At 66.5% G+C, this 20,648-nt stretch carries 21 protein-coding genes; 13 read left to right on the top strand and 8 right to left on the bottom strand.

Going from position 1 to position 20,648, the window contains the following annotated elements; all coding sequences use genetic code 11:
• Nucleotides 1–20: 20 nt before the first annotated feature.
• The 3 genes from BFL28_RS09745 to BFL28_RS20495 all read right to left on the bottom strand — a co-directional run bounded on the left by BFL28_RS09745 (nucleotide 21) and on the right by BFL28_RS20495 (nucleotide 3,538).
• Nucleotides 21–1,424 carry an NAD(P)H-dependent flavin oxidoreductase gene (locus BFL28_RS09745; protein WP_069320390.1) on the bottom strand — a complete coding sequence of 468 codons (1,404 nt, stop codon included), beginning with the start codon at nucleotides 1,422–1,424 and terminating at the stop codon, nucleotides 21–23.
• A 61-nt stretch (nucleotides 1,425–1,485) separates the two neighbouring features.
• Entirely contained in the window at nucleotides 1,486–2,622 is a 1,137-nt protein-coding gene (locus tag BFL28_RS09750) for a glycosyltransferase (protein ID WP_069320370.1), read from the bottom strand.
• Between the two features lie 61 nt (nucleotides 2,623–2,683).
• The gene (locus BFL28_RS20495) at nucleotides 2,684–3,538 is read right to left on the bottom strand and encodes an alpha/beta fold hydrolase (RefSeq protein ID WP_119184580.1); all 855 of its coding nucleotides are present in this window, start codon (nucleotides 3,536–3,538) and stop codon (nucleotides 2,684–2,686) included.
• A 36-nt stretch (nucleotides 3,539–3,574) separates the two neighbouring features.
• Here BFL28_RS20495 and BFL28_RS20500 point away from each other — a divergent pair, with 36 nt between their 5' ends.
• From BFL28_RS20500 to BFL28_RS09800, 10 genes are all read left to right on the top strand, one after another.
• Nucleotides 3,575–4,972: a protein adenylyltransferase SelO family protein gene (locus tag BFL28_RS20500; protein ID WP_069320372.1), complete on the top strand. Its 1,398-nt coding sequence runs from the start codon at nucleotides 3,575–3,577 to the stop codon at nucleotides 4,970–4,972.
• Between the two features lie 64 nt (nucleotides 4,973–5,036).
• Entirely contained in the window at nucleotides 5,037–6,452 is a 1,416-nt protein-coding gene (gene astD, locus BFL28_RS09765) for a succinylglutamate-semialdehyde dehydrogenase (protein ID WP_069320373.1), read from the top strand.
• 71 nt (nucleotides 6,453–6,523) lie between these two features.
• Nucleotides 6,524–6,682: a hypothetical protein gene (locus tag BFL28_RS21120; RefSeq protein WP_206599101.1), complete on the top strand. Its 159-nt coding sequence runs from the start codon at nucleotides 6,524–6,526 to the stop codon at nucleotides 6,680–6,682.
• A gap of 67 nt (nucleotides 6,683–6,749) precedes the next feature.
• Nucleotides 6,750–7,547, top strand: a complete 798-nt coding sequence (gene cobA, locus BFL28_RS09770; RefSeq protein WP_069320374.1) for a uroporphyrinogen-III C-methyltransferase — start codon at nucleotides 6,750–6,752, stop codon at nucleotides 7,545–7,547.
• The gene (locus tag BFL28_RS09775; protein WP_069320375.1) at nucleotides 7,544–7,840 is read left to right on the top strand and encodes a DUF2849 domain-containing protein; all 297 of its coding nucleotides are present in this window, start codon (nucleotides 7,544–7,546) and stop codon (nucleotides 7,838–7,840) included. The genes cobA and BFL28_RS09775 overlap by 4 nt, the downstream gene beginning before the upstream one ends.
• Nucleotide 7,841: 1 nt before the next feature.
• Nucleotides 7,842–9,473, top strand: coding sequence for a nitrite/sulfite reductase (locus tag BFL28_RS09780; RefSeq protein ID WP_069320376.1), 1,632 nt, complete (start codon nucleotides 7,842–7,844; stop codon nucleotides 9,471–9,473).
• Nucleotides 9,466–9,897, top strand: a complete 432-nt coding sequence (locus BFL28_RS09785) for a DUF934 domain-containing protein (protein WP_069320377.1) — start codon at nucleotides 9,466–9,468, stop codon at nucleotides 9,895–9,897. The genes BFL28_RS09780 and BFL28_RS09785 overlap by 8 nt, the downstream gene beginning before the upstream one ends.
• The gene (locus tag BFL28_RS09790) at nucleotides 9,881–10,651 is read left to right on the top strand and encodes a phosphoadenylyl-sulfate reductase (protein WP_069320378.1); all 771 of its coding nucleotides are present in this window, start codon (nucleotides 9,881–9,883) and stop codon (nucleotides 10,649–10,651) included. The genes BFL28_RS09785 and BFL28_RS09790 overlap by 17 nt, the downstream gene beginning before the upstream one ends.
• A gap of 61 nt (nucleotides 10,652–10,712) precedes the next feature.
• Complete coding sequence (locus tag BFL28_RS09795; protein ID WP_069320379.1) at nucleotides 10,713–11,546, top strand: diacylglycerol/lipid kinase family protein; 834 nt, start codon at nucleotides 10,713–10,715, stop codon at nucleotides 11,544–11,546.
• A complete protein-coding gene (locus BFL28_RS09800; protein WP_069320380.1) occupies nucleotides 11,543–12,274 on the top strand; it encodes a metallophosphoesterase family protein in 732 nt (243 codons plus the stop codon). Before BFL28_RS09795 ends, BFL28_RS09800 begins: the two co-directional genes overlap by 4 nt.
• Nucleotide 12,275: 1 nt before the next feature.
• On the opposite strand, the gene BFL28_RS09805 is transcribed toward BFL28_RS09800, so the two are convergent.
• From BFL28_RS09805 to BFL28_RS09825, 5 genes are read right to left on the bottom strand one after another with little or no spacing between them, the layout of a single operon-like run.
• Nucleotides 12,276–13,253: a 50S ribosomal protein L11 methyltransferase gene (locus BFL28_RS09805; protein WP_069320381.1), complete on the bottom strand. Its 978-nt coding sequence runs from the start codon at nucleotides 13,251–13,253 to the stop codon at nucleotides 12,276–12,278.
• The gene (bla, locus tag BFL28_RS09810; RefSeq protein ID WP_069320382.1) at nucleotides 13,250–14,140 is read right to left on the bottom strand and encodes a subclass B3 metallo-beta-lactamase; all 891 of its coding nucleotides are present in this window, start codon (nucleotides 14,138–14,140) and stop codon (nucleotides 13,250–13,252) included. The genes BFL28_RS09805 and bla overlap by 4 nt, the downstream gene beginning before the upstream one ends.
• Nucleotides 14,130–14,846 (bottom strand): SDR family NAD(P)-dependent oxidoreductase, encoded by a 717-nt coding sequence (locus BFL28_RS09815; RefSeq protein ID WP_069320383.1) that lies wholly within the window; start codon nucleotides 14,844–14,846, stop codon nucleotides 14,130–14,132. Before BFL28_RS09815 ends, bla begins: the two co-directional genes overlap by 11 nt.
• Before the next feature lie 38 nt (nucleotides 14,847–14,884).
• Entirely contained in the window at nucleotides 14,885–16,252 is a 1,368-nt protein-coding gene (locus BFL28_RS09820) for a methyl-accepting chemotaxis protein (protein WP_069320384.1), read from the bottom strand.
• Nucleotides 16,253–16,265: 13 nt separating this feature from the next.
• Nucleotides 16,266–17,606 carry a methyl-accepting chemotaxis protein gene (locus BFL28_RS09825; RefSeq protein WP_069320391.1) on the bottom strand — a complete coding sequence of 447 codons (1,341 nt, stop codon included), beginning with the start codon at nucleotides 17,604–17,606 and terminating at the stop codon, nucleotides 16,266–16,268.
• 200 nt (nucleotides 17,607–17,806) lie between these two features.
• Between BFL28_RS09825 and sdhC the strand changes: the two genes are divergently transcribed.
• Genes sdhC through sdhA form a run of 3 tightly spaced genes read left to right on the top strand, consistent with a single transcriptional unit; the run spans nucleotide 17,807 to nucleotide 20,471 of the window.
• Nucleotides 17,807–18,271 carry a succinate dehydrogenase, cytochrome b556 subunit gene (gene sdhC, locus BFL28_RS09830; RefSeq protein ID WP_069320385.1) on the top strand — a complete coding sequence of 155 codons (465 nt, stop codon included), beginning with the start codon at nucleotides 17,807–17,809 and terminating at the stop codon, nucleotides 18,269–18,271.
• Complete coding sequence (sdhD, locus tag BFL28_RS09835; RefSeq protein ID WP_069320386.1) at nucleotides 18,271–18,669, top strand: succinate dehydrogenase, hydrophobic membrane anchor protein; 399 nt, start codon at nucleotides 18,271–18,273, stop codon at nucleotides 18,667–18,669. Before sdhC ends, sdhD begins: the two co-directional genes overlap by 1 nt.
• Nucleotides 18,669–20,471: a succinate dehydrogenase flavoprotein subunit gene (gene sdhA, locus BFL28_RS09840; protein WP_069320387.1), complete on the top strand. Its 1,803-nt coding sequence runs from the start codon at nucleotides 18,669–18,671 to the stop codon at nucleotides 20,469–20,471. The genes sdhD and sdhA overlap by 1 nt, the downstream gene beginning before the upstream one ends.
• Nucleotides 20,472–20,648: the final 177 nt, after the last annotated feature.

Genomic DNA, 20,648 nt, shown 5'->3' on the forward strand with positions numbered 1-20,648 from the left:
CGCAACTGTATCAGATGCGACTAGTCGCCCGTCAGGATGCGGTCGACCAGCTGCTTGACCGTGGGCACGAAGCCATTGGAATAGAACGGGTCGCGCTTGAAGTTATAGGCCGCATGACCCGCGAACATCAGGTTCCGGTCGGTGTCGCCGCCATGGGCGATGTCCTGCAGCGTCTTCTGGATGCAGAAGCTGCGCGGATCAGCCAGGCGCCCGGTCGAGTTGGTTTCGGTGTCCGCCCAGGACGAGAAGCTGCACTGGCTGAGGCAGCCCATGCAATCGGCCTGGTCCTTGCGAATCACCTGCTTTTCGACCGGATCGACGAAGATCAGCGTGTTGTCCGGTGTCTTTAGCGCGTCGGTAAAGCCCAGGCCCACCCATTCGCGCGCGCGTAACAGGTCGTTGCGCGTGACCCAGAAGTTCTTGCCCTTGACCCCGGCATCGAGCTGGAAGGTGTGATCGCCGGCCGCTTCGGTCGAATAGGCGATCTGGCGTTCCGAGCGCGCTTCGAGGTTACGCAGGAACGGGTTGCGCACGGCGGATGAATAGAAGCCGGTGGGCGAGAAGCGATGAAGCAGCACGTCGCCCTCCTCGATCTCCATCAGCTTGGCCTTCCAGCCATCCGGAATCGGGCTTTCCTGAGTCAGCAAAGGCCGCGTGCCGAACTGAAAGACGATGCTGCCGAGTTCGGGATTGTCGATCCAGTCGTTCCAGTCGCGCAGGTACCAGACGCCGCCCGCCATCACGATCGGCACATCGTCGCTGATGCCGCCCTCGCGCATTACCTCGCGTAGCTCCTTCACGCGCGGATACGGGTCCTGCGGCGCGCGCGGATCTTCGGCGTTGGACAGGCCATTATGCCCGCCGGCGAGCCAGGGATCTTCATAGACCACCGCCGCCAGCCACTCACTCGCCTTGGAATAGGCGCGCTTCCACAACGCGCGAAACGCGCGGCCGGAACTGACGATGGGAAGATAGTTGACGCCATAGGAGGCGGCGATTTCGCTGAGCTTATAGGGCATGCCCGCGCCGCAGGTGACGCCCGCGACCATGCCGCGCGTCCGCTCGAGCACGCCGTGCAGCACGCGCTGCGCGCCGCCCATTTCCCACAGCACGTTGATGTTGATTGCGCCCTTGCCGCCGGCGATCTCGAACGCGCGCTTCACCTGTTCGACCGCGCCGTCGATGGCATAGGCGATCAGTTCTTCATGCCGCTCGCGCCGGGTCAGCGCGCGATAGACCTGGGGGATGATCTTGCCCTCGGCGTCATAGCTGTCGGCATTGACCGCGCTGACCGTGCCGATGCCGCCCGCCGCCGCCCATGCGCCTGCCGACGCGTGATTGGTCGCTGCGACACCCTTGCCGCCCTCCACGATCGGCCACACTTCCCGGCCGTTGTAGACGATCGGCTTCAGACCCTTGAACAACATATCCTCCGAAAAAAATCCGGCGACGTTTAGCGGCGTCGGCGCGACTAAGCGAGTGGATTCAGCCCAATATCCCCGGGCGGTCCGCCACATCGGCATACAGCCGGGCATAGCTCGCGATCATCGCCGCTTCGTCGAACAACGCACGGGCGCGCGCCTGGTTCGCCTTGCCCACATGGCGGCGGGCATCGGGATAGCCGGCCAGCCGCTCGATCTGGTCGCGCAGGTGCACGGGGTTGCGGTCGGGCGCGATGAAGCTTTCATTCTCGGGCGCGATCATGCGCCGCACGTCGCCCACGGGAACCGACGCGATCGGCAGGCCCGCCGCCATTGCCTCCATCACCGCAATCGGCTGCTGCTCGCTCTTCGAGGATAGCGCGAAGATGTCGAACAAGCCCATGTAGCGGTGCGGATCGGGCGCGAAGCCGGGCAGCAGGACCGTCTTCTCCATCCCCATATTCTCGGCCGCGTCCAGGATCGCCTGCCGCTCCGGCCCCTCGCCCACGATCACCAGTTGCGCCTTCGTCTTGAGGCCGCCGACCGCCGCGACCAGCATCGGCAGGTCCTTGACCTCGCGCAGCCCGGCCAGCGTGCCCACCACGACATGGCCGGGCAAATGGCTGAATCCCGGTAGCGCGCGGGGATCGGGCTTCTTGCCGTAGCGCGCGGTGTCGATGCCGTTCGAGATGCGATGCACCTTGCCCGCCGGCTGCTTCCAGATGCGTTGCGCAATGGCTTCCAGCACATGGCTCGGCACGACCAGCGCGTCGGCAGCGCCGAGCGCGATGCGGCGATACATGTTGCGCACGGGGTTCAGGCGGACCGCTTCATCGGCGTTGAACCCGTCCTCGTGATGGATCACCGGCGGCATGTTCTTGGCAAACACGCGGCGCGCCATCACACCGTCGATCGCACCCCAGTTATAAGTGAGCACAAGGTCGAAGCGCGCCATGAACTTGGCGATCGCCTCGTATCGCGCGACCGATGGCTTGCCGGTCAGCGGCGGCGGGTTCTGCGCGATCTCGTAGCGCACGCCGGGCGCAATCGCGTCGCGGGCGGACAGCGCATCGGGAACGCCGGACACGATCATGTGCCGCGCGCGGTCGCCGAACGCGTTCATCAACCGGACGGCGCGCGCTTCCTTCCCGCCCAGGTCGAAGCTGGAATGGAGATGAAGGATGTTGAGGGGCTTTGACATCGCAGCAGGTTGATTAGCGGCGGGTTCGCCGAAAGCAATTCCCCGCCCGCAGGTGGCGGGTTCAGATCCGCGCCAGCAACCGGTCGATCGCCGCCGCCGCTTCCGGCTCGCTCAGCGTCGGCGCGTGGCCGGTCGCCTGCACCGTCACCAGGTCGCTGTCAGCCGCGCGCTCGCGCATCTTCGTCGCGGTCGCAGCCGACAGGATATCCGATCGCTCGCCGCGCACGATCAGCAGCGGCTTGTCCTTCAGCGCGTCGAACGCGCGCCACATGTCGGGACCAGCCTCGTTGCCAGGCACGCGAAACGGCTCGGCGATCTTCATATCATAGTCGAGCACGATGCGGCCCGCGCTGTTCAGGCGATAGAGCCGCTTGGCCATGTCCAGCCATTGCTCGATGCCGTAATCGGGATAGACGTCGGCATTGCTCTCGGCCACCGCGCGGGCGGCATGCATCCAGGTGGGGTGCCAGTTCGCCTTGCCGACATAGGTGCGGATACGGCCGAGGCCCGCGGCCTCGATCTCCGGCCCCACGTCGTTCAGCACGGCGGCGGCGATTCGCTCGGGGTGGGTCGAAGCCATCAGCATCGTCAGGATGCCGCCGAGCGAGGTGCCCACCGCGACGAACCGCGCCAGCTCGAGCTCGCCGATCAGCGCCTCCAGATCCTGAAGGTAGGTCAGCGGCGCATAGCTCATCGGGTCCTTGGCATAGGCGCTTTCGCCCCGCCCGCGCAGTTCGACCGCGATGACGCGCCGGCTTCCCGCCAGCCGCCTTGCCAGCGCCTCATAGTCGCGCGCGTTGCGAGTCAGCCCGGGGATGCACAGCAGCGGCGGCCGGCCCGCGTCTCCGGGATAGTCGCGGTAATGCAGCCGCAATCCATCGGGCGACCACCAATAGCCATCGCTGTAATTGGGCAGGTTGCGCGCGGTCGCCATCGCTCCCCATATCGCCGCATGGCCGATTTCCCGCAAGCACCCTCCTACCATCCCGATCCGGCGCTGTTGAAGCTGGGTGAACCGTTCTACAATCCGGTCCATGCCGCCGACTTTCCGCAAACCATCCTGCGCTTCCGCAACGACCGCGCGGCGGTAGAGGTCGGGCTGGACGGTCTGAGCGACGAAGCCTGGGCGCGGCATTTCGGCAGATTCGAGCCGCTGCCCGGCAACCTGCCGCAGCCGCTGGCGATGCGCTATCACGGCCACCAGTTCCGCGTGTACAATCCCGAGCTTGGCGACGGACGCGGCTTTTCGTTCGCGCAGATGCGGCGCGCGGACGGCGCGCTGCTGGAACTGGCCACCAAGGGATCGGGCCAGACGCCGTGGAGCCGGTTCGGCGACGGGCGGCTAACGCTCAAAGGCGGCGTGCGCGAGGTGCTGGCAAGCGAGATGCTCGAGGCGCTGGGTGTCGCCACCTCGCGCAGCTTCTCGCTGATCGAAACCGGCGAAGCGCTGGAACGCAACGACGAACCCTCTCCCACCCGCTCGGCGGTGCTGGTGCGGATGAGCCTGGGCCATATCCGCATCGGCACCTTCCAGCGGCTGGCCTATCATGGCGATACCGATGCGCTTGAGCGGCTGGTCGATTACTGTCTGCGCGAAATGTACGGGGTTGAGCCCGAGGCCGATCCGGTCGCGCAGTTCTTCGATCTGGTGGTCGGGCGCACAGCGACGCTCGCCGCGCAATATATGGCCGCGGGCTTCGTCCATGGCGTGCTGAACACCGACAATATCAACGTCATGGGCGAAAGCTTCGACTACGGCCCCTGGCGGTTCGCGCCGACCTGGGAGCCGGGTTTTACCGCGGCCTATTTCGATCATGCCGGCCTCTACGCGCTCGCGCGTCAGCCCGAAGCGATCATGTGGAACGTCGCGCAACTGGCCGTGTCGCTGCGTCGGATCAGCGAGGCGCCGCCATTGATCGAGCGGCTGGAAACGTTCGAGGATCGCTTTCGCCGGGCCTGCGGCGCGCCGCTCGAGCGGCGGCTGGGGCTGCAGGGTGGAGACCCGGAACGCGGCTGGCGGCTGCGGACCGCGATCGACGAGGCGCTGGTCGCAACGCAGGCGCCGATCGACCGCTTCTTCCACGACGCACGCGGCGCGGCGCTGCCAAACGATTATGGCCAGGAATGGGACGCCGTGCGCGCCGTCCTGGGCGAATATACGCCGCGACCCGACGCTCGCGCGCACCCTCATTTCGCGCAGGGCGAACCCTGTTCGATGCTGATCGACGAGGTCGAGGCGATCTGGTCGGCGATCGATCGTGACGACGATTGGGGGCCGTTCAACGCCAAGGTGGCGTCAATCCGTCAATGCGGTCAGGCACTTGACGCGCGTGGCGCTGGAAACGCGTAATATTATGGTGCTAGAGCAACGAGGTCACGGCGGGGGCCGTCAACGAAAGTCATAAGAAGAACGCATGCCCGGATCGGAAATCATATCGACCGAGCCCGCAACCGGCGCGGTGCTGTGGCGCCAGCGGATCGGGGATGTCGACGCCGAAGTCGCCAAGGCGCAGGCGAGTTGGGCCGACTGGGCTGCTCGTCCCTTCGCCTACCGGGTCGAGGCGCTGCGCCGATTCGCCAATGTCGTGCGGCAGAAATCCGACGCCTTCACCGACCTGATCGCGCGCGAAACCGGCAAGCCCATCTGGGAAGCACGGTCCGAGGTCGAGACCGTGATCGCAAAGGTCGACATCTCCGTCACCGCCTTCTCCGAACGCACCGGACAGCGGCGGATCGACGCGCCGATGAACTCACGCCTCGCGCTGCGGCACAAGCCGCATGGCGTGCTGGCGGTGCTGGGCCCGTACAACTTCCCCGCGCACCTGCCCAACGGCCATATCGTCCCGGCGCTGCTCGCCGGCAACGCGGTGGTGTTCAAGCCGTCGGAAAAGACGCCGGCAACGGGCGCGTTCCTGGTCGAATGCTATCACGCCGCCGGGATTCCGGAGGGTTGCGTGCGCCTGGTCGTGGGCGGGCCGGACGAGGGCAAGGCGCTGGCCGGCCATGACGGGATCGACGGGCTGTTGTTCACCGGATCGGCCCGGACCGGCCTTGCCCTGAACCGCGCCTTCGCTTCCAAGCCCGAGAAGATCCTGGCGCTGGAGATGGGCGGCAACAACCCGATCCTCGTCTGGTCGACACCCGACATCTATGCCGCCGCCGTGCTGGTCGTGCAGTCAGCCTTCACCAGCGCGGGCCAGCGCTGCACCGCCGCGCGGCGGCTGATCGTCGACCAGAACCTCTACGAACCGTTGCTGGCCGAACTCAACAAGCTGATCGGGCGGCTCATCATCGGCGAACCGCATGCCGATCCCGCGCCGTTCATGGGACCGGTGATCGACAACGACACCGCCGACCTGCTGACGGAAAGCTTCCTTGAGCTGTCGTTCCTGGGCGGTCGCCCGCTGCGTCACATGGAACGGCCGATCGACGGGCGCCCATTCGTCACCCCCGCGCTGATCGACATGACGGACGCGCGCGAGCGCCCCGATGTCGAGCTGTTCGGCCCGATCCTTCAGGTGATCCGGACCAACACGTTCGAGGAAGCGATCGCCGAGGCGAACAATACGCGTTACGGTCTGTCGGCCAGCCTGGTGAGCCAGGATCCCAAGCTGTACGATCAGTTCTGGGCCAATATCCGCGCCGGCATCGTCAACTGGAACCGGCCGACCAACGGCGCGAGTTCGGGCGCACCGTTCGGCGGCATCGGCTGGTCGGGCAACCACCGTCCCAGCGCCTTCTACGCCGCCGATTACTGCGCCTACCCCGTCGTCTCGAACGAGGCGGATCAGGCGCGCGCATCGATCGGCGTCGGCATTCGAGACGCTTAGGATATAATTTGCCGACTGCGACGAATGGCGGAACTCCGTCACATCGCGGGCATTTAGCGGCCGTGAAGACCATGTCGCGTACCAAACCTCCATCCCGTGCCCACAAACTCGCTCAGGAAGCCAAGAACTGCCTCACCATCGCGGTGGCGCAGAAGGACCCGGCGTTCGCCGGCGACCTGATCGACGAGGCGATCCGCCTGGCGGCGCGCGCGCGCGAACTGGCGGCATAGTTTCGCTAAGCGGTTCCAAAGCAAGCATCGGTTGCCGCAACCCCGCCCGGGGACCATCTGAACTGGCATGGCTTCCCTGCTCGATCCATCCGCGCGCGGTCGCGTGATCCTGGTCGGTGCTGGGCCGGGCGACCCCGGCCTGCTCACCGTTCGCGCCGTCGAGGCGCTGAAATCCGCCGATGTTCTGGTGCATGACGGGTTGGTCGATCCACGCGTGCTGGACCTCGCCCCCCAGGCGCACCGTATCAGCGTGGCCAAGAGCCGCTCGAAGCACACGGTGCCACAGGATGGGATCAACGCCCTTATCATCGCGCATGTGAAGACCGGCGCGATCGTCGTGCGGCTGAAGGGCGGCGACCCGTTCATCTTCGGCCGCGGCGGCGAAGAGGTCGAGGCAGTGCGCGCGGCAGGTCTGCCGGTCGAGGTCATTCCGGGCGTCAGCGCGGCGCTGGGCGGCGCGGCCGAGGCGATGCTGCCGCTCACCCATCGCGACTGGTCGAGCGCGGTCACCTTCGTCGCCGGCCAGTGCAAGGGGCTGAAGGACCAGAATTGGGCCGGCCTCGCCGGCAAGGGCCGCACGCTCGTCATCTATATGGGCGTCGCGACCTGCCCCGACATCGCCGAAAAGCTGATGAACGACGGCGTCGCCCCCGACATGCCGGTCGCGATCCTCGAGCGGGCGACGCTGGAGGGCAGCCGCGCCATGCGCACGCTGCTGGCCGACCTTGGCCCGATGGTCGAGCGCGAGCAGGTGAAGAGCCCGGCGATCATCGTCGTGGGTGAAGTGGTCGCGCTGTCCGACGCGCAGGACAAACTCGCCGGCTGGGCAAAGAAAGCCGAACTGATGCATGGATTTGATCTGTGAAGATTTTGACCGGTAACGATCTTGCCAGCGGCGACGTGACCTGGTGGACCGGCAACGGCTGGTCGCGCCATGTCGAGGATGCGGTCGATGTCGGCGAACAGGGCGAGGCGATCGCGCAGGCCGAGGAAGGCGCGCGCCGCGTCAACGGCCCCTATGTCATCGACGCGACCGCGACGCCCGACGGCCCGCGTCCGGCGCATATCAAGGACCGCATTCGCGCGCTCGGCCCCACGGTGCGCCCGGACCTGACGCTCAAACCCGCCGACCCCAGTGCCGGCAGCTGGGTAATCTGACATGTATAAATATGACGAATATGATCATTCCATCGTCGCTGCGCGCGTCGAGGAATTTCGCGACCAGGTGAACCGCCGCCTGGCCGGCCAGATTACCGAGGATCAGTTCAAGCCGCTGCGGCTGATGAACGGCCTCTATCTCCAGCTGCACGCCTATATGCTGCGCGTTGCCGTGCCCTATGGCACGCTGAACGCCACGCAGATGCGGATGCTGGCGCACATCGCGCGCAAATACGACCGCGACTATGGCCATTTCACCACGCGCCAAAACATCCAGTATAACTGGATCAAGCTTGAGGACGCGCCCGACATCCTGGCCGAACTCGCGACGGTCGAGATGCACGCCATCCAGACCAGCGGCAATTGCATCCGCAACATCAGTTCGGACCAATATGCAGGGGCCGCAGCCGACGAGCTGACCGATCCGCGCCCCTGGGCCGAATTGCTGCGCCAGTGGAGCACCTTCCACCCCGAATTCAGCTACCTGCCGCGCAAGTTCAAGATCGCCGTCATCGCGGCGGACGAGGATCGCGCGGCGATGCGGCTGCACGATATCGGCTTGCAGATCGTCGAGCGTGACGGCCAGCATGGCGTCGCCGTTTATGTCGGCGGCGGCATGGGCCGCACCCCGATGATCGCGCCGCTGATCAAGGATTTCGTGCCGTTCGACGATTTCGTCAGCTACATGGAAGCGTGCCTGCGCGTCTACAATCGCTATGGCCGGCGCGACAACATGTACAAGGCGCGCATCAAGATCCTGGTGCACGAGATCGGCGCGGACAAGTACCGCCAAGAGGTCGAAGCCGAGTTTGCGCAGGTGAAGAAGCTGGGCATCGATCCGCCCCGCGCCGAATTCGACCGCATCGCCGCGCAGTTCGTCGATCCGGCGTTCGAGGCCGGCCTGTCCGACGAAATCGACCGTAGCGACCCGGACTTCGCCGTCTGGCTAGACCAGCAGGTCGTCGCGCACAAACAGCCCGGCTATGCCATCGTCAATATCAGCCTGAAGCCGATCGGCGGCATTCCGGGCGATGCGTCGTCGGCACAGATCGACGTCATGGCCGATCTGGCCGAACGCTACAGCTTCGATGAACTCCGCGTCACCCACGCCCAGAACATCGTCCTGCCGCATGTGCGCAAGGCCGATCTGTATGCCGTGTGGCAGACGCTGCGCGAGGCGGAGCTTGCCGACGCCAATCTCGACCTGATCAGCGACATCATCGCTTGCCCGGGCCTGGATTATTGCAGCCTTGCCAATGCGCGCTCGATCCCCGTCGCGCAAAAGATCGCGACACGCTTCGCCGATCTCGGCCGGCAACGCGAGCTTGGCGAACTGAAGCTCAAGATCAGCGGCTGCATCAACGCGTGTGGGCACCACCATGCCGGTCACATCGGCATTTTGGGCGTCGATCGTAAGGGCGTCGAGAACTACCAGCTCTCGTTCGGCGGATCGGGCGCGGAGGACGTGTCCCTCGCCCAGATCACTGGCCCGGGCTTCAGTGAGGACGGCGTGGTCGACGCTGTGGAAAAAGCGACCAACGTCTATCTTGCCCAGCGCACGCAGGGCGAGCGCTTCGTCGACACCTATCGCCGCATCGGCATGGCCCCGTTCAAGGAAGCGATCTATGGCTGAGCTTCGCTATCGCGACGATGCGGCGCATGACGAGCCCGCGGTCACGCTCGACGCCTTTCTCGGCCAGTCGAACGCCACCGCAGTCCGCCTCGAATCGAGCGACGATGCGCGCGCGCTGTTGCCGCACCTCGATCGCCTTTCGCTGGTGGAAGTCAGCTTCCCCAAGTTCCGCGACGGACGCGGCTATTCGGCCGGGCGAATCTTGCGTGAGGCCGGCTATACCGGCGAACTGCGGGCGCAGGGCGATGTGCTAGTCGATCAAATCCCGCTGATGCGCCGCTGCGGCTTCGACAGCTTCGCACCCGAAGCGCCGGTGGACGAGGCTGTGCTGGCCGCGTCGCTCGCGCGCTACGATCATGTCTATCAGGGCGCGGCCGATGCCGCCGAGCCTGTGTGGAAGAAACGTCATGGCCAGCGTGGCTGAACGCAAGATCGACCGTATCGAAGTCGCACCGGCCTGGACCGAACGCGACGCGCTGCGCCTTAACAACCTGTTCCGCGGCGTGCCGACGGTCGAGATGCTCCGCACGGTGCTGACCGAACACATGGTCGGCGACGTCGCGATCGTTTCGTCCTTCGGCGCGGAGTCGGTCGTGCTGCTGCACCTCGTCGCGTCGGTTGACGCGAGCGTGCCGGTCATCTTCCTCGACACCGGCAAGCATTTTCCCGAGACGATCGCCTATCGCGATACGATCGCGGCGCGGCTGGGCCTCACTAACCTGCGCATCGTCACGCCCGACGAAGCAACGATCGCCAGGCGCGACGAGACCGGGCTGCGCTGGTCCTACGATCCCGATGGCTGCTGCGAGATTCGCAAGGTCATTCCGCTCGAAACCGCCATGGCCGGGTTCGATGCGAGCATCACCGGGCGCAAGGCGTTCCAGGCGGCGACTCGCAACGCCCTGCCCCGGTTCGAGGTGGACAAGGCCGGCAAGCTCAAGATCAACCCGCTGGCCGACTGGGCCAAGGCCGATCTCGACGCCTATTTCGTCACGCACGACCTTCCGCGCCACCCGCTCGAAGCGCAGGGTTATCTCTCGATCGGCTGCGCGCCATGCACCAGCAAGGTAAAGCCGGGCGAAGACCCGCGCTCGGGCCGCTGGGCGGGCTGGGACAAGACCGAATGCGGCATCCACACGCCGGTCGATGACGGCGACCCCGACTTGCCGGTGTTCTAGCGCATCCGCCTGGTGCCGGGGCGATTGGCGAACCCTTCGGCATCCCACGCGTTAGCCCCGCATGGAGCGGGTCTGGTTCATCACCAATCGAGCATCGGGCACCGCGACTCCTGAAAAGTGCGAGTCGCTGGAGGCCGTGTTCGCGGAGCGCGGCCTGACGCTGGCCGGCCGCACCGACTTTCCAAACGAGCCAATCCCCGCGCCGACCGACCTTGCCGCCGCTGATGCCGACACCATCGTTCTGTTCGCCGGCGACGGGACGATCAACGCGACATTGCGCAAGCTCGCGGACTGGGACGGCGGCTTCCTGATCCTGCCCGGCGGCACGATGAACCTGCTCGCCAAGGCGCTGCACGACAGCCTCGACCCCACGACGATCATCCATGCCGCGCACGGAACGGGCCATCGCGTCGCCCTCCCCTTTGCGCAGGCCGGGCCGCATCGCGCCTTTGCCGGCCTGATCGTCGGCCCCGCGGCCCATTGGGGGCAGGCCCGCGAAGCCGCGCGAGAGCGGCGTGTCGGCCGCGTCCTTCGACTGATCGGCACGGCGTGGCGACGCACCTTCGGCAAGGGGCTGCGCATCGTCGGCGTGCCCGGCATGACGCGGCTGTACCAGGCGGTGTTCGTGCATCCGGCACCCACAGCATTGGAGGTCGCCGCGATCGACGCGCGCGACCTGCGCAGCATCGTCGAGCTTGGCTGGGACTGGCTGACCGGCGACTGGCTCGCCACGCGCGCAGTCACCTATCGCCGGGCAACGAGTGTTCAGCTTGCTGCCCGCCGCCCGATCCTCGCGCTATTCGATGGCGAGCCCGAAACGCTTGCGGCCGATGCGCACATCACCGGCGGCATGACCCGTCCGATCTTCATCTCGACCAAGCAGGAGTCCGCATGATCCGCCTGTTCCACGTCAGCGACATCCATTTCGGCGCGCAGGATCAGGCCGCGCTCGACTGGTTCGCCGCGACCGTCCATGCCGAACAGCCCGACGCCGTCGTCATGACCGGCGACCTCACCATGCGCGCGCGGTCGCATGAGTTCGAGGCGGCGGCGAAATGGCTGGAAGGGCTGAAGCGTCCGGTGACCGTCGAGGTCGGCAATCACGACCTGCCCTATTTCAACCCCTGGGCGCGGCTGGTAACGCCCTACAAACGCTACAAGGCGCTGGAGCGGATGATCGAGCGACCACTCGACATCAAGGGCGTGTCGATCGTGCCGATGAAGACCACCGCGCGGTTCCAGCTGCGGCTGAACTGGTCGAAAGGCTATGTCGGCGGCCGCGCGCTGCGCAGGACGCTCGACGGCATCGCCGCCGCGCCCAAGGGCAATCTGATCCTGATCGCCGCGCATCACCCGCTGGTCGATGCCGGCACGCGCAGCACCGCTCAGACCCGCAATGGCGCCACCGCGCTGGCGGCACTGGCGCAGGCCGGCGCGCATGGCGTGCTGTCCGGCCATGTCCACGATCCGTTCGAAGTGGCACACCCCGCCCCCGGCGGCACGATCCGGCTGATCGGCGCGGGCACCCTGTCCGAACGCGTGCGCGACACGCGGCCCTCGTTCAACGAAATTCAAATCGAGGACGGCGCACGCTTCGCAAGCGTGGTCCGGGTGATGGATTAGATCACCAGCTTCCGAACCCCGGCGCCAGCCCGCTGCCGTCCGGTCCGGGCCGGGTCGTCCGGCCCCAGCCATAGCGCACCCGCTTGCGCAGCCGCAGCGTCGGCCAATCGCCTTGGGCCACTCGCCCCGCCAGCCGCAGCCCATGGCGGCGATAGGCATTCGCCACCCGCTCCGCCTGCGTGTTCAGCAGCCCCGCGACGATCAGCGTGCCTCCCGGCGCCAGTGCCTCGCTGATGCTGGGCGCCAGGTCGATCAACGGCCCGGCCAGCACATTGGCGATGATGAGGTCATAGGGTGCGCGAGCGATCAGCAATTCATGCTCCAGCCCCGCCGCGGCGGCGAGCGCCAGCTGCCCGGGGCCGCCGCCCAGCGCGACGCCATTGATCGCGGCATTCTCCGCCGTCACTTCGACCGCAACGGGATCAATGTCCGACGCCGTCGCATAGGCGTTGGGCCACAGATGCAGCGCCGCGAAGGCGAGCAGGCCGGTGCCGGTGCCGACATCGATCAGGTTGCGCGCGACCTCGCCGCGTGCGCGCATCGCGTCGAGCGTCAGCAGGCAGCCGCTCGTTGTCTCGTGCGTGCCGGTGCCGAACGCGCGCCCGGCCTCGATCTGCAGCGTCTTGACTCCCGCCGGCACGTCACCGCGATTGCCGCTGGTGTGGACGTAGAAGCGCCCCGCATGGACCGGCTCGATCCCCGCCTGGCTCAGCGTCACCCAATCTTCGTCGGGCAGTTGCTCGATTACCGGCCGCGCTTTGCCCGCGCTCGGCACGAGCGTGCGGATCGCCGCGACATCGGCCTTGCCCGGCTTCGTCTCGAAATACGCCTCCAGCTGCCAGTTGGCCGGATCGTCAGGCACCGTCTCGCTGGTCAGCAGCACCGGCGCAGGATCGAGCGCGAGCAGTTCCGCGCCCTCGAAGTCGATCGCCTCGGCCTCGTCACGCGTGCAGGGCAGCGTCAGCTTCCAGCTGCTCATTTCGCGCCTTCCCTGGCCAGCCGCGCCGAAAGCCGCTCACGACCGCCCTTCGCATAGGCTGCGCACGCGCGACGATCGACCAGCGGCGCCTTGCCGATCAACCGGTCGTAGAGGTTGCTGGCGCCCGGATGCGGGGTGATCAGGATATCGCAGTTCAGGCCAGCAATCCGATCGAGCCCGGCGCGGTACGCCGCGACATAGGCGGGATGATCGCTGAATCGGTAATTGTCATGCGACAGCGCGGAAATGCTGTCGGCATAGACCATGTTGCGACAGCGCGACCGATCGCAGCTGCGCCAGCTCCAGCTGGTCGATCCGGGCGTATGGCCGGGCGTGGCGTGGGCGGTCAGCACGATCGGCCCTACCCGCACCACTTGCCGATCGGCCACGATCCCGTCGACGCGCGCGCCCGGAAACGGATCGTTCAAGCCGATCTGCGGATCGTCGGCACTGGCCTTGCCGCTCTCGAGCGCTGCCTTGGCCGGCGCGCGCGCCAGCAGACGCGCGCCCGTCAGGCGCTGCATCGCTGCGAAACCGCCGGCATGGTCAAGATGCTCGTGACCGTTCAGCATCACCTTCACGTCGCGCAGCCGAAAGCCCAGCGCCTCGATGTTGCGCGCGATCCCCGGCGCTGCCTTATCGGTTGCCGCATCGATCAGCACATGGCCCTCGTCCGAGGTGATCAGCAGCGCAACGATGCCGCACGTGCCGACCTGATAAACGTTGCCAAAGATGCGCGCCGGCGGCGCCGGGTCGCTCCAACCGTCCTTCCCCGCACAGCTCGCGACCAGCGCGGCGGGTGATGCGTCGCTGGTCTGCGCCGCCGCCGGCGTGGCGACGAGCGCCGTCCAGATCGCCGTGGCGAGCGCGTACGGCTTAACGGACATAGCTCGCCCCGTTCACGTCCAGCACCGCGCCCGTCATCGAAGCTGGCGCATCGATCGCGCAGAACCGCGCCATCGTGGCGACCTCTGCCGGCTCCGCGACGCGGCCCAGCGGGATATCAGCGAGCAGCTTGTCGCCGCCCCGGCTGGCAAGATAGTCCTCCGCCATCCCGGTCATGGTAAAGCCGGGGCAGATCGCAAAGGCAAGGATGCCTTGCGCCGCATAACCGCGCGCGATGCTCTTGGTCATGCCGATCATTCCGGCCTTCGAAGCGGCATAATGCCAATGTGCCGGCGAATCGCCACGATAGGCGGCACGGCTGGCGATGTTGACCAGCCGGCCGCCCTCCCCGCGCGCCTGCCAGTGCCGCACCGCAAGGCGCGACAGCTGCGCCGACGCTGTCAAATTGATCTGCATCGTCCGCTCCCAGGCTGCGAGCCACGCATCGTCGTCCAGATCGATCGGTGCCGCCTCGAACACGCCGGCATTGTTGACCAGCACGTCGATCCGTCCGTCGAGCGCGTCGAGCGCGGCATCCCACAAAGCGCGCGGAGCACCGGGTTCGGCAAAGTCCGCTGCGATCAGTTCATGCGCGGAATCGGGCCGAGTCGCCTGTCCCACCGCGCGAACGTCGGGTTGGTTCAGTATGGCAAGCGTCGCCGCGCCGATGCCCCGGCTCGCGCCGGTCACGAGGATGTGGGTCGTCATGCCGACCCTCTACGCATCGCGGCGCCGGGAAGTCGAGACTAGGCCGCTGCCGAAGCGGAGAATTCGGTGGTCGTCTGCGTCAGCTGCGAAAGCTGCTCGTCGATTTCGCCGAACTCACGCTCGAGCGAGGCCATTTCGTCCGCCACCGCCTTGGTGTCCTCGCGGATCGCGCCGATCGTCGCCGACATCGAATCCGCCGCCAGCGCGGTTTCGTCGACCGCCGCCGTGATCGCGGTCACGGTTTGCGCCTGCACCTCCATGGCCGTGCGGATGCGATCGGCGCTGGTCTGCACTTCTTCCACCGTATCGCGGATCGACGCGTTGGTTTCGACCGTATCGCGAGTCGCCGACTGGATCACCGCGATCTTGGCGGCGATATCGTCGGTCGCCCGCGCAGTCTGGTTGGCAAGGCTTTTCACTTCCTGCGCCACCACGGCAAAGCCACGGCCGGCATCGCCCGCGCGGGCCGCCTCGATCGTCGCGTTCAGCGCGAGCAAATTGGTCTGCCCGGCGATGTCGCGGATCAGGCCAAGGATCGATTCGATCGACTTGGCGTGGTCGGACAGCATCTCGCTGGTCGCGACGGCGACCCCCGCCTGATCCGACGCGCGCGTCGCGATGATCGCCGCCGCCTCGACTTCGCTGCGCGCATCCTCGATCGCACGGATCAGGCCGGCGGCGGTGTGCGCCGCCTCGCGCATCGCGACTGCCGATTGCTCCGCTGCGGCGGCGACCTCGCTGGTCTTGCCCAGCATCCCGCGTGCCGAACCCGCAACGCCCTGCGCCTGCTCGCGAACGCGCGCGCCGCGCTCGCTGGTCGTCTCGATCGTGCCGGCGATGTCTTCACGAAACCGGGCCACTCGTTCGCGCCGGCTTTCGCTGGCCAGCGCGGCGTCGCGCGCGCCCAGTTGCGACGCCATGAAATCGGCTTCCAGCATCGACATGCGCTGCGCCACGTCGCCCAGCCGCCCCAGCCGCTCGGCGTCCCCGTCCAGCTTTTCCTTGAGCACGGCATAAGTCGTCGAATGCGCGTGCGCAAAGCCGGCCAGCAGTGCCGACAGCGGGATCCGCGAGCGGTGTGCGTCGTCAGCGTGCTTGGACGCCATGTGCAGCCATTCATCATCCAGCGGGCGGCGGAACTTCGCCGCCATGTAATGCGCGCTCACTTCCAGCTGGTGGCGCATCCGCTCGCCGACGAAATAGCTGCGCACGTGCGCTGTCGTCGGCAAGCTGAGATAATGATCCCAGAATGCCTTGGAAATCCGGTCGAAATCATGGTCGATCAGTTCCGAAATCTCCGCGCAACCCGGCGCGATCGCCCCGTCCCAGTCATAATCGCGAATTCGTTCGATCAGCGGCCGGTCGTTGATTCCCCACTGGCCGACATCCTTGACCCGTTCAGGCATAGCCCCTCCATGTTCAGGCAGCGACTTTTGCGACGAAATCGCCCGCGCTGCTCTTCAATGCCCCCAATTGTCCTTCCAGCGCGGCAAAGCCCTGGCCCACGCGGTCGATCTCGCTCGCCACGCTCTCGGTATCCTCGCGGATCGCGCCGATCGTCGCCGACATCGAATCCGCCGCCAGCGCGGTTTCGTCGACCGCCGCCGTGATCGCGGTCACGGTTTGCGCCTGAACTTCCATCGCGGTGCGGATGCGGTCCGCGCTCGCCTGCACCTCGATCACCGTGTCACGGATCGACGCATTGGTATCGACCGTGCCCTTGGTCGCCGACTGGATCGCCGCGATCTTGGCGGCAATGTCGTCGGTCGCGCGCGCGGTCTGGTTGGCCAGGCTCTTCACTTCCTGCGCCACAACGGCAAAGCCGCGACCGGCGTCACCCGCGCGGGCCGCCTCGATCGTCGCATTCAGCGCGAGCAGATTGGTCTGCCCGGCGATGTCGCGGATCAGGCCCAGGATCGATTCGATCGACTTGGCGTGATCGGACAGCATCTCGCTCATCGTCACCGCCTCGCTCGCCTGGGTCGACGCGCGCGTGGCGATCCCCGCCGCCGCCTCGACTTCGGTGCGCGCATCCTCGATCGCACGGATCAGGCCGGCGGCGGTATGGGCCGCCTCGCGCATGGCCACCGCCGATTGTTCGGCCGCCGCGGCGACTTCACTCGCCTTGCCCAGCATGCCGCGCGCCGCGGCCGAGGTCAGCGCTGCCTGCGCGCGCAGCGTCTCGCCCTCGCTCGACGCCTGCTCGACCGAACTGCCGATCGATTCGTTGAACTGCCCGGCCAGGCGGTCGCGCGCGGCGCGGGTGTCGAATTCGAAATAGGCGGCATAGAGCGCGGTATAGATTTCGCATTCCACCGAGCGCAGCCGGAACAGCAGGTCGATCATCGGGGCCAGGTCGGGTGATCCCGCCAGCGCCTCGTTCAGGATGGCGAGCGTCGCGCGGCCCCCGGCATCGGTCATCGACAGGATGGCGGTCAGCGACACGTCCTGGGCATAGGCTCCGGCGACGGTACGCTCGGCCGACTGCACCCAGTCGAGCCCCGCGCCATTGGTGTAGCGATTGCGCAGATAGGCCATGCCCAGTTCGATCATGCGCTCGTTATCGTGCGCCGCGAAGCTGCGCTGATCGCCGTAAAATCGCCGCCACTGCTCCCAATGCGCAGCGGAGACTCGCTTGGCTTCCGGCTCGATCACCGTCCACAGCTTGCGCGCCGCGGCAATATCGGCATCGGTCAGGTCGAACAGGCGCATCCGCTCGCGCAAGTCGATGCTTGCGCTGACGCTTCCCAAGGGCGGCATCTTCTTGTCCGAATTGGCGTCGCTCACACAGTCCCCCGATCATCCTGGCACACGGCGGCCCTGCCCGGCTCGCCCCCTTTCGTCGGGCCTAGCCGCCAACCGTTAAGGGCTGGTTAGCCACGACGCATTCGCTCGCACTCGCGTCTTGCATCGCTCGCCGCTCTGTCTCATTAGGCGCGGCAAATATCAGGGGACCTGCCTTGGCCAAGGCTCGCAACGTCAATCGACCGCTCTCACCGCATCTTCAGGTCTGGAAATGGGGCCCGCACATGCTGGTCTCGATCCTGCATCGCGCCACCGGCACCGGGATGGCGACGGTCGGCGTGTTCGTATTCCTGTGGTGGCTCGGCGCGATCGCCGCTGGCGAAACGCACTATGCCAAGTTCATGGACCTGCTGACGGTCGAGAGCGGCGCGCCCAACATCGCCGGCTATATCCTCGGCATCGGCCTGACCTTGAGCTTCTTCCAGCACATGATGAGCGGCATCCGCCACTTCTGGATGGATGCCGGCGCGGCGTTCGAGCTGAAGGCCAACAAGCGCTTCGCTGTGCTGACCATGGTCGTCGCGGTCCTGCTGACCGCGGCGCTGTGGGGTTATATCAGCTATGAGCGGCTGAAGGCCGCACCGGCGGTCAGCGCGCCGATCGCGGTGGAGACAAAATAATGGGTAACGGTACGCATATCGGCCGCGTCCGCGGCCTCGGCGCGGCGCATGAGGGCACGCATCATTGGGTGACGCAGCGGCTGACCGCAGGGTCGAACTTGCTGCTCATGCTGTGGCTGATCGTCAGCCTGGTCCGCCTGCCCGAGCTTTCCTATGGCGTGGTGCAGGCGTGGCTGTCGTCGCCCTGGGCCGCGGTGCCGATGATCCTGCTGGTGATCAGCGTCTTCAATCACTTCCGCCTCGGCCTGCAAGTGGTGATCGAGGATTATCAGCATGACGAGACGCGTATCGTGCTGATGACGCTGCTCAACTATTTCACCGTCGCGGCGGGCACCTTCGCGATCTTCTCGATCCTCAAGATCGCCTTCACCGTCGTCACCCCGGGAGCGCCCGCCTGATGTCCGCCGCTTACAAGATCATCGATCACACCTATGACGCCGTGATCGTCGGCGCCGGCGGCTCGGGCCTGCGTGCCACGATGGGCTGCGCCGAGGCGGGCCTCAAGACCGCTTGTATCACCAAGGTGTTCCCGACGCGCAGCCACACCGTTGCGGCGCAGGGCGGCATCGCCGCCTCGCTCGGCAACAATTCGCCGGACCATTGGACCTGGCACATGTTCGACACCGTCAAGGGGTCGGACTGGCTCGGCGACCAGGATGCGATCGAATATATGGTGCGCGAAGCGCCGGCGGCGGTGATCGAGCTGGAACATGCCGGCGTGCCGTTCAGCCGCAACGATAACGGGACGATCTATCAGCGTCCGTTCGGCGGCCATATGCAGAATATGGGCGAAGGCCCCCCGGTTCAGCGCACCTGCGCCGCAGCCGACCGCACCGGCCACGCCATGCTGCATGCGCTGTATCAGCAGTCGCTGAAGTATGACGCCGACTTCTACGTCGAATATTTCGCGCTCGACCTGATCATGGAAGACGGCAAGTGCCGCGGCGTGATCGCGATGTGCATGGAAGACGGCTCGATCCACCGCTTCCGCAGCCACGCGGTGGTGCTCGCCACCGGCGGCGGCGGGCGCGTCTATCAGTCGGCGACCTCGGCGCATACCTGCACCGGCGACGGCAACGGCATGGCGCTGCGCGCGGGCATTGCGCTCCAGGACATGGAGTTCGTGCAGTTCCACCCGACCGGGATCTACGGCGCGGGCGTGCTGATTACCGAGGGTGCGCGCGGCGAAGGCGGCTATCTCACCAACTCGGAAGGCGAGCGCTTCATGGAGCGCTATGCTCCTTCGGCCAAGGACCTCGCCAGCCGTGACGTCGTCGCCCGGTCTATGGCAATGGAGATTCGCGAAGGTCGCGGCGTCGGCAAGGAAAACGACCATATCTTCCTGCACCTCGATCATATCGATCCCAAGGTGCTGGCCGAACGCCTGCCGGGCATTACCGAGACGGGCAAGATCTTCGCCAATGTCGACCTGACGCGCCAGCCGCTGCCGGTGGTGCCGACCGTGCACTACAATATGGGCGGCGTGCCGACCAACTATCATGGCGAAGTCGTCATCAACAAGGACGGCAACCCCGACACCGTGGTCCCCGGCCTTTTCGCGGTCGGCGAAGCAGCCTGCGTTTCGGTGCATGGCGCCAATCGCCTCGGCTCGAACAGCCTGATCGACCTTGTCGTCTTCGGCCGCGCCACGGGCCTCCGCCTAAAGGAGACGCTGAAGCCCGGCACCCCGCACAATCCGCTGCCCAAGGGCTCGGAAGACTATGCGCTCGGCCGGCTCGACCATTTCCGCAACGCTAAGGGCGGCTCACCCACGGCCGAGATCCGCAAGGACATGCAGCGCACGATGCAGCGCCACTGCGCGGTGTTCCGCGACAGCGCCCTGCTGGCGGAAGGCGTCAAGCATATGGACGAAGTCTATAAGCGGATGACCGACATCGACGTCACCGACCGCTCGCTGATCTGGAACACCGACCTCATCGAGACGCTCGAGCTCGACAACCTCATCAGCCAGGCCGTCGTGACGATGCGCAGCGCCGACAACCGTAAGGAATCGCGCGGCGCCCATATGCACGAGGACTTCCCGGATCGCGACGACGCGACCTGGATGAAGCACACCGTGACCAGCTTCGAAGGCTGGGGCGGCCAGGGCGGCGCGGTCGCGATCGACTACCGCCCGGTGCACGACTACACGCTCACCGACGAGATCGAGTATATCAAGCCGAAGAAGCGGGTATACTGATCCTCACTCCATCGAACGGCGAACCAGCTTGACGATCCATGGCGGCGCACTCAATCTCCCCTGATCTGCCGGGGGGATCGATGCGCCGCTTTTCGTTGCCGCTTGCCGCGTTGTTCGCCTTGCTTCCCGCCGCGTCGGCCCAGCAGCATCCCTATACCCCGCCCCAGCACACCGCCC

The sequence above is a fragment of the Sphingomonas turrisvirgatae genome (assembly GCF_001721295.1).
Classification (GTDB): Bacteria; Pseudomonadota; Alphaproteobacteria; order Sphingomonadales; family Sphingomonadaceae; genus Sphingomonas; species Sphingomonas turrisvirgatae.